Genomic DNA, 14,122 nt, shown 5'->3' on the forward strand with positions numbered 1-14,122 from the left:
GACCCTGTGGGAGAGTAGGACGCCGCCGAACAATCATTGTGGGAAAGCCCCGCACCAGCCCGTTCAGGGTTCGGTGCGGGGCTTTTCTGCGTTCAGGACACGTGTGCGGACTCCTGTAGGGTCAGGGGGCATCGAACGACCGATTTCTACAGTCACAGTGGAGGCCCCCGGGTGGAGGTCCAGGAGACTCGGGTTCAGACTGACCGAATTTTCACCATTCCGAACATCCTGAGCATGGCTCGCCTCGCCGGCGTGCCCCTGTTCTTGTGGCTGATCCTCGCGGAGTACGACGGGTGGGCCCTTGCCGTCCTCATGCTCAGCGGGATCAGCGACTACCTCGACGGGAAGCTCGCCCGGCGCTGGAATCAGATCAGCAAGCTCGGCCGGCTGCTCGATCCTGCCGCGGACCGGCTCTACATCCTGTCGACGCTCTTCGGTCTGACTTATCGCGGGCTACTGCCGCTGTGGCTCACCGGAGCGTTGCTGGCGCGCGAGCTGATGTTGCTGGTCATGGTGTGGATCCTGCGCCGTCACGGATATCCGCCGCCGCAGGTCAACTTCCTCGGCAAGGCCGCCACCTTCAACCTGATGTACGCGTTTCCCTTGCTGCTGCTCAGTGACGGAAGCGGCTGGTTGGCCTGGTTGGCCGCAGTTTTCGGATGGGCGTTCGCTGTATGGGGTACAACCCTCTATTGGTGGGCAGGAATCCTTTACGTGGTTCAAGTCCGCCGTCTGGTGAAGGCTGATACCACGGCCGATTGAGCCCGCCCGGCGCCGGATGACGCGGAGGAGTTGCGAAGTCACCGACCGAGACGGGCGAAGGTCGGCACGACTGTCGTCTCCCAAGGAGGACTCTTCCGACATGAAGGCCGTCGTGATGGCCGGTGGCGAGGGCACGCGTCTTCGCCCCATGACCTCGAGCATGCCCAAGCCGCTCCTGCCGGTGGCCAACCGGCCGATCATGGAGCATGTGCTCCGGCTGCTCAAGCGGCATGGGCTCAACGAGACCGTGGTCACCGTGCAGTTCCTGGCGTCACTCGTCAAGAACTATTTCGGGGATGGCGAAGAGCTCGGAATGGAGCTCACCTACGCCCATGAGGAGAAGCCACTCGGGACCGCCGGCAGTGTGAAGAATGCCGAGGAGGCCCTGAAGGACGATGCCTTCGTCGTCATTTCCGGCGATGCGCTCACCGACTTCGACCTCACCGATCTGATCCGCTTCCACAAGGAGAAGGGCGCCCTCGTCACGGTGTGCCTGACCCGGGTGCCGAACCCGCTGGAATTCGGCATCACGATCGTGGACGAGGAAGGCAAGGTCGAGCGGTTCCTGGAGAAGCCGACCTGGGGGCAGGTGTTCTCGGACACCGTCAACACCGGCATCTACGTCATGGAGCCGGAGGTCTTCGACTACGTGGATCCGGACGTCTCCGTCGACTGGTCCGGGGATGTCTTCCCACAGCTGATGAAGGAAGGCCGGCCCATCTTCGGCTATGTCGCCGAGGGCTACTGGGAGGACGTGGGCACACACGAGAGCTACGTCAAGGCGCAGGCCGACGTGCTCGAGGGCAAGGTCCAGATCGAGATGGACGGCTTCGAGATCTCCCCCGGGGTCTGGATCGCCGAAGGGGCCGAGGTGAGCCCCGACGCGGTGCTGCGCGGACCGCTGTACATCGGCGACTACGCCAAGGTCGAGGCCGGCGCGGAGATCCGCGAGCACACCGTCATCGGGTCGAACGTCGTCGTGAAGAGCGGAGCCTTCCTGCACCGGGCCGTCGTCCACGACAACGTGTACATCGGGCCCCACAGCAATCTCCGCGGCTGCGTCATCGGCAAGAACACCGACATCATGCGGGCCGCGCGGATCGAGGACGGGGCCGTCATCGGCGACGAGTGCCTCGTCGGTGAGGAATCGATCGTCCAGGGGAACGTACGGGTCTACCCCTTCAAGACCATCGAGGCCGGCGCCTTCGTCAACGAGTCGGTGATCTGGGAGTCCCGCGGCCAGGCGCACCTGTTCGGCGCGCGCGGGGTCTCCGGGATCCTGAACGTGGAGATCACTCCCGAGGTGGTGGTCCGGCTCGCCGGCGCGTACGCCACGACCCTGAAGAAGGGGGCGACCGTCACCACGGCCCGTGACCACTCGCGAGGCGCCAGGGCGCTCAAGCGTGCCGTGATCTCCGCGCTCCAGGCCAGCGCCATCAACGTACGGGACCTGGAGAACGTACCGCTGCCCGTGGCGCGGCAGCAGACCGCGCGCGGCAGCGCCGGCGGGATCGTGCTGCGGACCTCGCCGGGTGTGCCGGACTCCGTGGACATCATGTTCCTGGACGAGCGGGGAGCGGACCTCTCGCTTCAGGGGCAGCGCAAGCTGGACCGGGTCTACGCGCGCCAGGAGTACCGGCGGGCGTTCCCAGGGGAGATCGGAGACCTGCAGTTCCCGGGCAGTGTCTTCGACGCCTACACCGGCTCGCTGCTGCGGCGGGTGGACACCACCGGAATCGCCGACGCCGGGCTCAAGGTGGTCGTGGACGCCTCGAACGGAAGTGCGGGGCTCGTGCTGCCCAGCCTGCTGGGCCGGCTCGGTGTGGACGCGCTGACGATCAATCCAGGGCTCGACGAGTCCCGGCCGACGGAGACCCGGGAGTCCCGGCGGGCCGGGCTGGTGCGGCTGGGGGAGATCGTGGCCTCGGCGCGGGCGGCCTTCGGCGTGCGGTTCGACCCGGTGGGCGAGCGGATCTCGCTGGTCGACGAGCGCGGGCGGATCATCGAGGACGACCGCGCGCTGCTGGTGATGCTCGACCTGGTGGCCGCGGAGAAGCGCAGCGGCAAGGTCGCGCTGCCGGTGACCACGACGAGGGTGGCCGAGCAGGTGGCGGCCTACCACGGCACGCAGGTCGAGTGGACGACGACCTCGCCCGACGACCTGACCCGGGTGGGGCGCGCGGAGAACACCATCTTCGGTGGAGACGGCCGGGGCGGCTTCATCGTTCCGGAGTTCGGCAGCGTCTTCGACGGTTCGGCGGCCTTCGTGCAGCTGCTCGGGCTGGTGGCCCGTACGCAGCTCACGCTGAGCCAGATCGACGCCCGGATTCCGCGGGCCCACGTCCTCAAGCGGGACGTCTCGACGCCGTGGGCGGTGAAGGGGCTCGTCATGCGGCGGGTCGTGGAGGTGGCCGGCGACCGGCAGGTCGACACCACCGACGGGGTGCGGGTGGTCGAGGCCGACGGACGGTGGGCGCTGGTCCTGCCGGACCCGGCGGAAGCGGTCACCCACCTGTGGGCCGAAGGTCCCGACGACGCCTCCGCGCAGGCCCTGCTCGACGAGTGGGCGGGCGTCGTGGAGAGCGCCGGGCAGTGAGCGCCGGACGTGCGATGACGTAGGCGGAAGTCCGGTGGTCCGGGTACGGGGAGTTCCGGCCCGGCCCACCGGATGGACGCATTGGGTGACTGCGCTGCCGACATGCGACGATGTGCGGCATGTCGCAGCCGCCCCACAACCGGACTCCGGCGTCTCATGTGCCCGCGCGCCCGGACGCTTCCATGTCGCTGCTGACGCACGTGATGGACCACAGTCTCGACGAGGGCTACGCGGAGGCCTCGGCCCGGCGCGAGGCGGAGGGCACGGCGGGTCTGCCGCGGACCCTCAAGGCCAAACTGGGGCTCGCGGCCGGGCTCGTCGTGACCGCCATGGTCGTCACGCTGGGTGCGGCCGAGGCGCGGATAGCGGCGCCGGTGCTGGCCAAGGAGCGTCAGGAACTGATCGACCGGGTGGAGCGGGCGGATGACCGCGTGCACGGCCTGGAGCGTGACGTCGACCGCCTCAGGACCGATGTCGCGGCGCGCCAGCGTGCGGCGCTGAAGCAGCCCGGCGGGGGTCAGGGCGAGCTCGTGGCCCTGCTCGCGGGTGCCACGGAGGTCCGCGGGCCGGGGATCAAACTGGTGGTGGACGACGCGAAGGGCGCCTCGTCGGGCGGCGGTGGCAAGCCGCGCGAGAGCTCCGGTTTCTCGGACACCGGCCGTCTTCGGGACCGGGACATGCAGAAGATCGTCAACGGGCTCTGGCAGTCCGGGGCGGAGGCCGTCTCCATCAATGGACAGCGGCTGACGCAACTGTCGGCGATCAGAGCCGCGGGTGACGCGATACTGGTCGACAACAGGCCGCTGGTGCCGCCGTACGAAGTGCTGGCGGTGGGGGACAAGAAGCGGCTCGGCACGGCCTTCCAGGACTCGGCGGACGGACAGTACCTGCACGTGCTGCAGGAGAGCTACGGGATCCGTTACGCCCTGTCCCCGGCGGACGACCTGCGGCTGCCGGCCGCGTCGAGTCTGACCGTACGTACAGCTACACCGGCAGAGCAGCAGAAGGGTGCATCGTGATCGCGGTACTGGGCCTCTTGGCCGGAGTGGTGGCCGGACTTCTGGTCCGGCCCGAAGTGCCGGCCGTGGTGGAGCCATATCTGCCGATCGCCGTGGTGGCCGCGCTGGACGCGGTGTTCGGCGGCCTCCGCGCGATGCTGGACGGCATCTTCGTGGACAAGGTCTTCGTGGTGTCGTTCCTCTCGAACGTGGTCGTGGCCGCCCTGATCGTCTTCCTCGGTGACAAGCTCGGGGTCGGCTCGCAGCTGTCCACGGGTGTGGTCGTGGTCCTCGGTATCCGCATCTTCTCCAACGCCGCGGCCATCCGCCGGCACGTGTTCCGGGCGTGAGGCCGATGAGTACGAACGACAGCCCTGAGGAGCCGGGAGGCGCGGGCCGTCCGCCGGAGCCCCCGAATTCTCCCGAGTCCTCGAAATCTCCCGAGCCTCGGAAGTCTCCCGAGCCTCCGAAGTCTCCTGAGCCCCAGGAGTCTCCGGAGTCCCTGCGGCCTCCGCAGTCCTCGGAACCCCCGCAGCCGCCTCGGCCTGCGCAGCCCTCGCAGCCGCCGGAGCCGTCGGAGGCGGTCGAGGAGGCGCCGGGGCAGCCCGAGGAGACCGGCCGGCAGCGGCTCGCGGCCGGGCTGTGGCCGCCGCGGGTGAGCCGGGCCCAACTGATCGTGGCGCTGCTGCTGTTCGTCCTGGGGCTGGGTCTGGCGATCCAGGTCCGCTCCAACAGCGACTCCAGCGCGCTGCGCGGAGCCCGCCAGGAGGACCTCGTACGGATCCTCGACGAGCTCGACGGGCGGACCAAGCGCCTGGAGGACGAGAAGCAGCAGCTGGAGGACCAGCGCAAGGAGCTGGAGAACAGCTCCAACCAGGCCGAGGAGGCCCGCAGGCAGACCGTCGAGAAGGAACGCCAACTCGGCATCCTGGCCGGTACGGTGGCAGCCCAGGGGCCCGGCATCACGCTGAAGATCACGGATCCCACGGGTCAGGTGCAGTCCGACCAGCTGCTGGACACGCTTCAGGAGCTGCGGGCGGCCGGGGCCGAGGCGATTCAGATCAACGGTGTGCGCATCGTGGCGGGCTCGTACTTCTCGGACGAGAACGGCGGGGTCGCCATCGACGGTAAGAAGATCACACAACCCTATGAGTTCAAGGTGATCGGCAAGCCCCAGGATCTGGAGCCCGCGCTGAACATTCCGGGCGGTGTCGTCCAGACGCTGGAGAAGGAGCAGGCCACCGTCGCCGTCACACGGTCGGCGAAGATCGTTGTGGATGCCTTGCGGGCTGCGAAGCAGCCTGACTACGCTCGGTCGTCATCGTGATGAATCGGAGTGATGAGTGGAGCGTCCCACGCGGGCTGATGCCTGCGGGGGGTCGGCGCACCGAAGTCGCGGTGCGTGGTGGAAACTGTCTGGTGGTTACGGACGTTGTGAGAATGTCCGGGTCGGCAGGTGTCTGCATTCGGAGTTCGTCCTGCCCCACGGGCGGGTCTGTTTAGGTCAAGGGGAATCGCCCGTGAAGTTGTTTGAGAAGTTGTTCGGCAAGAAGAACCGTGAGGAAGGCGGCGCGGCACGGCACCGCGCCGGGCACGGCGATGTGGAAGGGCAGGGCGACCGGCCGCTCTTCCGCGACGAGGTCGCCGGAGCGGGTGAGGTTTCCGGTGCCCCCGGCGCGTCGGCTGTTGACCCTGCTGGTACCGGACGCATAGGTTTCGGTGAACCATCAACCTCAAGTGCGGGTGGAGGGTTTGCCCCCGACCCGTATGCCACCAATGCATCCGCGGGGCATCCGCGGCGCGAGGAGCCGTCCATGTCGGCCGAGCAGATTTGCAGCAGGTGCGGACACCGCAGCGATGCGGCCAGTCGGTTCTGCTCGAACTGCGGTGCGCCGCTGCGGGCGGGTCTGACGCCGGAGCGTGCCTCGGAGACCACGTCCACGATCTCGATCTCGGGCCTCGAGGCCTACGAGGCCGAGGTGTCGGGACAACCGCACGTGTCGTCCTCCTCGCTGTCCCCCGAGGCGCAGGCCGCGGTGGAAGCGCTGCCCCCCGGTTCCGCTCTGCTCATCGTGCGGCGCGGTCCCAACTCCGGGAGCCGTTTCCTGCTGGACGGTGAGCTGACCACGGCCGGCCGCCACCCGCAGAGCGACATCTTCCTGGACGACGTCACCGTCTCCCGGCGCCATGTCGAGTTCCGCAGGAGCCAGGAGGGTGGCTTCACCGTCGCCGATGTCGGCAGCCTCAACGGCACGTACGTGAACCGTGAACCGATCGACTCCGTCGCCCTGCAGAACGGCGACGAGGTGCAGATCGGCAAGTACCGGCTGGTCTTCTACGCGAGCCTGCGGGGCATCTGACCCTTTTAGGGAAGGTTCCATGCTGCGTACCCCGACCGGCGGTGCCCCGCGAAGTGGCACCGCCGGCACCGCCGGCCCGGCCGGGCGGCTGGTGAGCATCGGCACGGTGCTCGCCACGCTGCGTGACGAGTTCCCCGAAGTCACCATCTCGAAGATCCGTTTTCTGGAGGCGGAGGGGCTCGTCGAGCCCCGGCGCACACCTTCGGGATACCGCAAGTTCAGCACCGAGGACGTGGAGCGGCTCGCTCGGATCCTGCGTCTGCAGCGTGACCACTACCTGCCGCTGAAGGTCATTCGCGAGCAGCTCGACGCGCTCGCCCGCGGGGAGCAGATCCGCATCCCGGCGCCCACCGCGCACGGGGACTCCGCCGACCCCGCCGGACCGGCGGCCGTCTACGGCGAAGTGGGACGGGAACGGGCCACCGTGGCCCGGGTGGGCCGGGCCGAGCTCCTCGCGGCCGCCGGGGTGGACGAGGTACAGCTGGTCGAGTGGGAGTCGTACGGGCTGCTGGCCGAGGGCACGGACGGCGGATTCGACGCCGAGGCGGTCACGGTGGCCCGGCTGGTGGCCGACCTGGGCCGTTTCGGGCTGGAGCCGCGGCACCTGCGTGCGATGAAGGCCGCCGCGGACCGCGAGGCGGGGCTGGTGGAGCAGGTCGTGGCACCGCTGCGCCGACACCGCAACCCGCAGACCAGGGCTCATGCGGAGGCCACCCTCAAGGAGCTCGCGGGGCTTTCCGTACGGCTCCACGAGGCGCTCGTACAGACCGCTCTCGGGGTCCGGCTGCCCTGAGGTGGGGGGCCCGACTACCCAAACCTGCCGAGCAGGTCCTAGGGTTGCTGTGTGAACGAGCTCGACGTTGTGGGTGTCCGGGTGGAAATGCCCTCCAACCAACCGATCGTGCTCCTGCGTGAAGTGGGAGGCGACCGGTACCTCCCCATCTGGATCGGTCCAGGGGAGGCGACCGCCATTGCCTTCGCGCAGCAGGGGATGGCCCCTGCCCGACCGCTGACGCACGACCTGTTCAAGGACGTGCTGGAGGCGATCGGCGAGGAGCTCACCGAGGTCCGGATCACGGATCTGCGGGAGGGCGTCTTCTACGCGGAGCTCGTCTTCGCCAGCGGGGTCGAGGTGAGTGCGCGTCCTTCCGACGCCATAGCCCTCGCCCTGCGGACGGGGACGCCGATCTACGGCAGTGACGGCGTGCTGGACGACGCCGGAATCGCCATTCCGGACGAGCAGGAGGACGAGGTGGAGAAGTTCCGCGAGTTCCTCGACCAGATCTCACCGGAGGACTTCGGCACCGGCCCGCAATGAGGTGTCGGCCGCGTCGCCCTCGGGGATCTTCAGGCCATTCGATTAGCCTTTCCCCCTAAAGGGATACGGGAAACCACTCTCAGGGTGATTATCACTCGGCGTGCCGAGTGTGGCGATCGTTGACGCACCCCTGGTGACTGCCTACCTTCAAGGTGGGCAGGTCAAGGACGGAGGGTCGGCGTGAGGATCACGGGCGACGGTACGACCGGGGGCACCCCCGCACGGAGTGAGGCTGGGCCGTACCCGCTGCGCGGCGGTGCGGTCGGGTCCGCGCGCCGTCAGCCGGAGTCGACGCCGGTCGGACCGGTGGGCGCGGACCCGGAGCCCGAGCAGATCGGATACCGCGGGCCGACGGCCTGCGCCGCGGCCGGCATCACCTACCGGCAGCTCGACTACTGGGCCCGGACCGGGCTGGTGGAGCCCAGCGTGCGGGCCGCCTATGGGGCGGGGACGCAGCGGCTCTACAGCTTCCGCGACGTCGTGGTCCTCAAGACCGTCAAGCGCTTCCTGGACACCGGGGTGGCGCTGCAGAACATCCGCACGGCGGTCCAGCACCTGCAGGACCGCGGGTTCTCGGACCTCGAACGGATGACGCTGATGAGCGACGGTGCCACCGTGTACGAGTGCACCTCGCCGGACCAGGTCGTGAGCCTGCTCCAGGGCGGGCAGGGCGTCTTCGGCATCGCCGTGGGCGTGGTGTGGCGCGACGTCGAGAGCGCGCTGTCGCAGCTGCACGGGGAGCGCGTGGACACGGGCGAGACCCTGGTGCGGCACAACCCGACGGACGAGCTGGCCGCCCGCCGCAACCGGGCCGTCTGACCCGGACCGGGGGATTGTCAGTGGCGTAGGGCAGCATCGGGCTGTGAGAGCCGCGCCGACCATCCTGCACCTGGACATGGACGCCTTCTACGCCTCCGTGGAGCAGGCGTCGAAGCCGAGCCTGCGGGGCAAGGCCGTCATCGTCGGCGGCCTCGGGCCGCGCGGGGTCGTCGCCACGGCCTCGTACGAGGCCAGGCGGTTCGGGGTGCACTCCGCGATGCCGATGGGGCAGGCGCGGCGGCTCTGCCCGAACGGCGCGTACCTGATCCCCCGCTTCACCCTCTACCGCCAGGTCAGCGACGTGGTGATGGCCATGCTCCGGGAACTGTCGCCCCTGGTGGAGCCCCTGAGCCTGGACGAGGCCTTCGTGGACCTGGAGGCGGGCGGGGTGGCCTTCGACTCGCGCAGCGCGCGGGAGACGGGGGAGCGGCTGCGGGCCGGCATCCGGGCCGCCACGGGGCTCAGCGGGTCGGTGGGGCTGGCCGGGTCGAAGATGCTGGCCAAGGTGGCCTCCGAGGAGGCCAAGCCGGCCGGCCTGCTGCTGATCGAGCCGGGGACGGAGCGCGAGCTGCTCGCGCCGATGTCGGTACGGACGCTGCCCGGGGTGGGGCCGGCCACGGGCGAGCACCTGCGCCGGGCCGGGATCACCACGGTGGGGGAACTGGCGGAGGCCGGGGAGGACGAGCTGGTCCGGATGGTCGGCCGCTCGGCCGGTGCCGGGCTGTACCGGATGGCGCTCGGGCTGGACGACCGGCCGGTGGTCGCGGAGCGGGACGCGAAGTCGGTGTCCGTCGAGGACACCTTCGACGTGGACCTGCACGACCGGGTACGGATCCGCGGCGAGGTGCAGCGGCTCGCCGACCGGTGCGTGCAGCGGCTGCGGGACTCGGGGCACTCGGGGCGCACGATCGTGCTCAAGGTCAGGCGGTACGACTTCTCCACGCTGACCCGGTCCGAGACCCTGCGGGGGCCCACGGACGACCCGGCGGTGGTGCGTGAGGCGGCGGCGCGGCTGCTGGAGGGCGTGGACACCACGGGTGGGGTGCGGCTGCTGGGAGTGGGGGTGAGCGGGCTGGCGGACTACACGCAGGAGGACCTGTTCGCGCAGTCGCTCGCCGCTGAGCCGGACGGGGCGGCCGGGACCGGCGGCTCGGACAGGACGGACAGGACGGACGGGACCGACGGCGCGGAGCGGACGGACGGGGCCGGCGGGGTTGCGGTGGCGGCCGGTGCCGCCGAGGCGGCGGCCGAGGGCGCCCAGGAGGCCGCTGGGCCGCCCGGAGAGCCGGAGCAGGCCCCCGAACGGCGCTGGGCGGCCGGGAGCGACGTACGGCATGCCGTGTACGGCCCCGGATGGGTGCAGGGCAGCGGGGTCGGGCGGGTGACCGTGCGGTTCGAGCAGCCCGGATCGGAGCCCGGCCGGGTGCGGACCTTCCGGGTGGACGATCCCGAGCTGGAGCCGTCCGATCCGCTGCCGCTGGTGGGGGACGGCCCAAGTCCGAAAGGGGCGGCCTAGCTCTCGTCGCCCGCCAGGCGGCCGAAGTCGCGGTTGATGTCCGACGGCAGGGTCGTGTCCAGGCCGTAGTGGTGGTAGAGCTGCAGCTCCTGTTCGGGGGAGAGGTGGCGCCCGACACCGAAGTCCGGGGCGTCCCTGATGAGGGCGCGTTCGAAGGGCACCCGCAGGGTGTCGCCCACCAGCTCGCTCGGCTCCAGCGGGACGAAGGCGTCCCGGCTGAAGAGCCCCGTCCGGACCGCGGCCCACTCCGGGACGCCCGTGGCGTCGTCGAGGTAGACCTCGTCGATCGTGCCGATCTTGGTGCCATTGCGGTCGAACGCCTTGCGGCCGATCAGGCTGCGCGGATCGATGTCGGTCTGCACGGTCCCTCCAAAAGGTCGCAACTGCTCCGTAATGACTACAGAAGTGCATATCCGCAGCGGAGGCCACTCGGGGAGGGGCCAGATCCTCGCTGGTACGCTGGTGAACGGCTGTCGACCCTGTGCGGGAGAGTCCTCCGAGTGAGCAAGACGGAGGCGCCGAAGGAGCAAATCCTCCCCGGAATCTCTCAGGCATACGTACCGCACGGACGAGGCCACTCTGGAAAGCAGGGCGGGTACCGGGCGCGCAGTGCCGGTCCCCCTCCTCACCGACGGTGAAAGCCGGATCTCTCGGGAGACCCCCGTGATTCCGGTGAAACTCTCAGGTGCAGATGACAGAGGGGGAGGCCGTCCGGGTGCCCGCGCCGTGGTGCCCCTCGCAGGTCATACGACCAGGAGGCCTCCGTACATGACCGCCAACCGCATTCCGCTCTCCCAGCTGGAGCGAGGCATCCCCTTCGAACAGCGCCACATCGGCCCGGATGCCGAGGCGCAGGCGAAGATGCTCGCCCAGGTGGGCTACGGCTCCCTGGACGAACTGACCGCTGCCGCGGTCCCGGATGTGATCAAGACCGCCGAGGCGCTCGACCTGCCCGAGGCACGTACCGAGGCCGAGGTGCTGGCCGAGCTGCGCTCGCTCGCCGACCGCAACCAGGTCCTCACCCCGATGATCGGTCTCGGCTACTACGGGACCTTCACGCCGCCGGTGATCCTCCGCAACGTCATGGAGAACCCGGCCTGGTACACGGCGTACACGCCTTACCAGCCGGAGATCTCCCAGGGCCGCCTCGAAGCGCTCCTGAACTTCCAGACGGTCGTCGCCGAGCTGACCGGGCTGCCGACCTCGGGCGCCTCGCTGCTCGACGAGGGCACCGCGGCCGCCGAGGCCATGACCCTGGCGCGACGCGTGGGCAAGTCCAAGGGCAACGTCTTCCTGGTGGACGCCGACGCGCTGCCGCAGACCATCGCCGTCATCGAAACCCGCGCCGAGCCGATCGGCATCGAGGTCGTCGTCGCCGACCTCTCCGCCGGCATCCCGGCCGAGGTCGCCGAGCGCGGCATCTACGGTGTCCTGGTCCAGTACCCGGGTGCCTCCGGTGCCGTCCGGGACATCAAGCCGGTCATCGACCAGGCGCACGAGCTCGGCGCCGTCGTCGCAGTCGCCGCGGACCTGCTCGCGCTGACCCTGCTCACCTCCCCGGGTGCGCTCGGCGCGGACATCGCCGTCGGCACCACCCAGCGCTTCGGCGTCCCGATGGGCTTCGGCGGACCGCACGCCGGTTACATGGCCGTCCAGGACAAGCACGCCCGCTCCCTGCCCGGCCGCCTCGTCGGTGTCTCCGTGGACGCGGACGGCAACAAGGCGTACCGCCTCGCGCTGCAGACCCGTGAGCAGCACATCCGCCGTGAGAAGGCCACCAGCAACATCTGTACCGCGCAGGTGCTGCTCGCCGTCATGGCCGGCATGTACGCCGTCTACCACGGCCCGGACGGCCTGCGGACGATCGCGAGCCGCACCCACCGCTACGCCACCCTGCTCGCCGCCGGTCTGACGGCCGGCGGGATCGAGATCGTGCACGGCTCGTACTTCGACACGATCACCGCCCGCGTGCCGGGCCGTGCCGCCGAGGTCGTCGCCGCTGCCCGCGAGGGCGGGGTCAATCTGTTCCAGGTCGACGCCGACCTCGTCTCCGTCGCCTGCGACGAGACCACCCTGCGCGCCGACATCGAGGCCGTCTGGGCCGCCTTCGGTGTCCCCGGCTCCGCCGCGAATATCGAGGCGCTGGACGCGACCACGGCCGACACGCTGCCCGAGGGCCTGCTGCGCTCGGACGCGTACCTGACGCACCCGGTCTTCCACCAGCACCGCTCCGAGACCGCGATGCTGCGCTACCTGCGCAAGCTCTCGGACAAGGACTACGCGCTGGACCGCGGCATGATCCCGCTGGGCTCCTGCACCATGAAGCTCAACGCGACCACCGAGATGGAGCCGGTGACCTGGCCCGAATTCGGTCAGCTGCACCCCTTCGCGCCGGTGGAGCAGGCCGAGGGCTACCTCACGCTCATCAACGAGCTGGAGGAACGTCTCTGCGAGGTGACCGGCTACGACAAGGTCTCCATCCAGCCGAACGCCGGCTCCCAGGGTGAGCTCGCCGGCCTGCTGGCCGTCCGCGCCTACCACCGGGCCAACGGCGACGAGCAGCGCACCGTCTGCCTGATCCCGTCCTCCGCGCACGGCACCAATGCCGCCAGCGCCGTGATGGCCGGCATGAAGGTCGTCGTCGTCAAGACCGCCGACGACGGCGAGGTGGACGCGGCCGACCTGCGCGCCAAGATCGAGCAGCACCGCGACGAGCTCGCCGTGCTGATGATCACGTACCCCTCCACGCACGGTGTGTTCGAGGAGCACGTCGCCGACATCTGCGCCCAGGTGCACGAGGCCGGCGGCCAGGTCTACGTCGACGGAGCCAACCTGAACGCCCTGGTGGGCCTGGCCAAGCCGGGTCACTTCGGCGGCGACGTCTCGCACCTGAACCTGCACAAGACCTTCTGCATCCCGCACGGCGGCGGCGGTCCGGGCGTCGGCCCGGTCGGTGTCCGGGCCCACCTGGCCCCGTACCTGCCGAACCACCCGCTCCAGCCGACCGCGGGCCCGGAGACGGGCGTCGGCCCGATCTCGGCCGCTCCGTGGGGTTCGGCGGGCATCCTGCCGATCTCGTGGTCGTACGTGCGCCTGATGGGCGGCGAGGGCCTCAAGCGCGCCACCCAGGTGGCGGTGCTCGGCGCCAACTACATCGCCAAGCGCCTGGAGCCGCACTACCCGGTGCTCTACACCGGCCCGGGCAACCTGGTCGCGCACGAGTGCATCATCGACCTGCGGCCGCTGTCGAAGGCCACGGGCGTGAGCGTGGACGACATCGCCAAGCGCCTGATCGACTACGGCTTCCACGCGCCGACCATGTCCTTCCCGGTCGCAGGCACGCTGATGATCGAGCCGACGGAGTCCGAGGACCTCGCCGAGATCGACCGCTTCTGCGACGCGATGATCGCCATCCGCGGCGAGATCGAGCGGGTCGCGGGCGGCGAGTGGCCGGTGGACGACAACCCGCTGGCGAACTCCCCGCACACCGCGGCGGCGCTGGGCGGCGAGTGGAACCACCCGTACACCCGCGACGAGGCCGTCTTCCCGGGCGGGGTCTCTGCCGCCGAGAAGTACTGGCCGCCGGTGCGCCGCATCGACGGTGCGTTCGGTGACCGGAACCTGGTGTGCTCCTGCCCGCCGCTGGACGAGTACGACGCCTGAGGTGTTCCGCGTCGTACGGGCGCCGTATGACGGTCGTACGACATGAACAAGGGGCCGGTCCGGGAGACTCTCCCGGACCGGCCCCTTCGC

General features: G+C 69.9%; 12 protein-coding genes and 1 riboswitch. Of the genes, 11 read left to right on the plus strand and 1 reads right to left on the minus strand.

Annotated elements, in window-relative coordinates; translation table 11 throughout:
• Nucleotides 1-171 precede the first annotated feature (171 nt).
• From ACZ573_RS30910 to ACZ573_RS30955, 10 genes are all read left to right on the plus strand, one after another.
• Nucleotides 172-762: a CDP-alcohol phosphatidyltransferase family protein gene (locus ACZ573_RS30910; protein WP_327386517.1), complete on the plus strand. Its 591-nt coding sequence runs from the start codon at nucleotides 172-174 to the stop codon at nucleotides 760-762.
• A 100-nt stretch (nucleotides 763-862) separates the two neighbouring features.
• The gene (locus tag ACZ573_RS30915) at nucleotides 863-3,358 is read left to right on the plus strand and encodes a sugar phosphate nucleotidyltransferase (protein WP_471310460.1); all 2,496 of its coding nucleotides are present in this window, start codon (nucleotides 863-865) and stop codon (nucleotides 3,356-3,358) included.
• Between the two features lie 110 nt (nucleotides 3,359-3,468).
• On the plus strand, nucleotides 3,469-4,377 hold the full coding sequence (locus ACZ573_RS30920; protein WP_471310463.1) for a DUF881 domain-containing protein: 909 nt from the start codon (nucleotides 3,469-3,471) through the stop codon (nucleotides 4,375-4,377).
• Nucleotides 4,374-4,706, plus strand: a complete 333-nt coding sequence (locus tag ACZ573_RS30925) for a small basic family protein (RefSeq protein ID WP_030010496.1) — start codon at nucleotides 4,374-4,376, stop codon at nucleotides 4,704-4,706. Before ACZ573_RS30920 ends, ACZ573_RS30925 begins: the two co-directional genes overlap by 4 nt.
• 5 nt (nucleotides 4,707-4,711) lie before the next feature.
• Nucleotides 4,712-5,683: a DUF881 domain-containing protein gene (locus tag ACZ573_RS30930; RefSeq protein ID WP_471310465.1), complete on the plus strand. Its 972-nt coding sequence runs from the start codon at nucleotides 4,712-4,714 to the stop codon at nucleotides 5,681-5,683.
• A gap of 85 nt (nucleotides 5,684-5,768) precedes the next feature.
• Nucleotides 5,769-6,716, plus strand: a complete 948-nt coding sequence (locus tag ACZ573_RS30935; protein ID WP_471310809.1) for an FHA domain-containing protein — start codon at nucleotides 5,769-5,771, stop codon at nucleotides 6,714-6,716.
• Between the two features lie 19 nt (nucleotides 6,717-6,735).
• On the plus strand, nucleotides 6,736-7,509 hold the full coding sequence (gene ftsR / locus ACZ573_RS30940) for a transcriptional regulator FtsR (RefSeq protein WP_471310468.1): 774 nt from the start codon (nucleotides 6,736-6,738) through the stop codon (nucleotides 7,507-7,509).
• A 51-nt stretch (nucleotides 7,510-7,560) separates the two neighbouring features.
• Nucleotides 7,561-8,034: a bifunctional nuclease family protein gene (locus ACZ573_RS30945; protein WP_030009777.1), complete on the plus strand. Its 474-nt coding sequence runs from the start codon at nucleotides 7,561-7,563 to the stop codon at nucleotides 8,032-8,034.
• Nucleotides 8,035-8,214: 180 nt separating this feature from the next.
• The gene (locus ACZ573_RS30950) at nucleotides 8,215-8,853 is read left to right on the plus strand and encodes a MerR family transcriptional regulator (RefSeq protein ID WP_471310470.1); all 639 of its coding nucleotides are present in this window, start codon (nucleotides 8,215-8,217) and stop codon (nucleotides 8,851-8,853) included.
• Nucleotides 8,854-8,896: 43 nt separating this feature from the next.
• Nucleotides 8,897-10,369: a DNA polymerase IV gene (locus ACZ573_RS30955; protein WP_471310471.1), complete on the plus strand. Its 1,473-nt coding sequence runs from the start codon at nucleotides 8,897-8,899 to the stop codon at nucleotides 10,367-10,369.
• Here the strand turns inward: ACZ573_RS30955 and ACZ573_RS30960 are convergent.
• On the minus strand, nucleotides 10,366-10,731 hold the full coding sequence (locus ACZ573_RS30960) for a PRC-barrel domain-containing protein (protein WP_471310473.1): 366 nt from the start codon (nucleotides 10,729-10,731) through the stop codon (nucleotides 10,366-10,368). The genes ACZ573_RS30955 and ACZ573_RS30960 overlap by 4 nt on opposite strands.
• 112 nt (nucleotides 10,732-10,843) lie before the next feature.
• Nucleotides 10,844-10,942: riboswitch (glycine riboswitch) on the plus strand.
• 195 nt (nucleotides 10,943-11,137) lie between these two features.
• Here ACZ573_RS30960 and gcvP point away from each other — a divergent pair.
• Nucleotides 11,138-14,032, plus strand: a complete 2,895-nt coding sequence (gene gcvP / locus ACZ573_RS30965; protein ID WP_471310476.1) for an aminomethyl-transferring glycine dehydrogenase — start codon at nucleotides 11,138-11,140, stop codon at nucleotides 14,030-14,032.
• The last annotated feature ends 90 nt before the right edge of the window (nucleotides 14,033-14,122 follow it).

This window comes from Streptomyces sp. NPDC040545 (assembly GCF_055595065.1).

Coding starts and splice junctions, on each gene's coding strand:
- ACZ573_RS30915 (WP_471310460.1), top strand. CDS start 863: ATGAAGGCCGTCGTGATGGCCGGTGGCGAGGGCACGCGTCTTCGCCCC.
- ACZ573_RS30920 (WP_471310463.1), top strand. CDS start 3,469: ATGTGCGGCATGTCGCAGCCGCCCCACAACCGGACTCCGGCGTCTCAT.
- ACZ573_RS30930 (WP_471310465.1), top strand. CDS start 4,712: ATGAGTACGAACGACAGCCCTGAGGAGCCGGGAGGCGCGGGCCGTCCG.
- ftsR (WP_471310468.1), top strand. CDS start 6,736: ATGCTGCGTACCCCGACCGGCGGTGCCCCGCGAAGTGGCACCGCCGGC.
- gcvP (WP_471310476.1), top strand. CDS start 11,138: ATGACCGCCAACCGCATTCCGCTCTCCCAGCTGGAGCGAGGCATCCCC.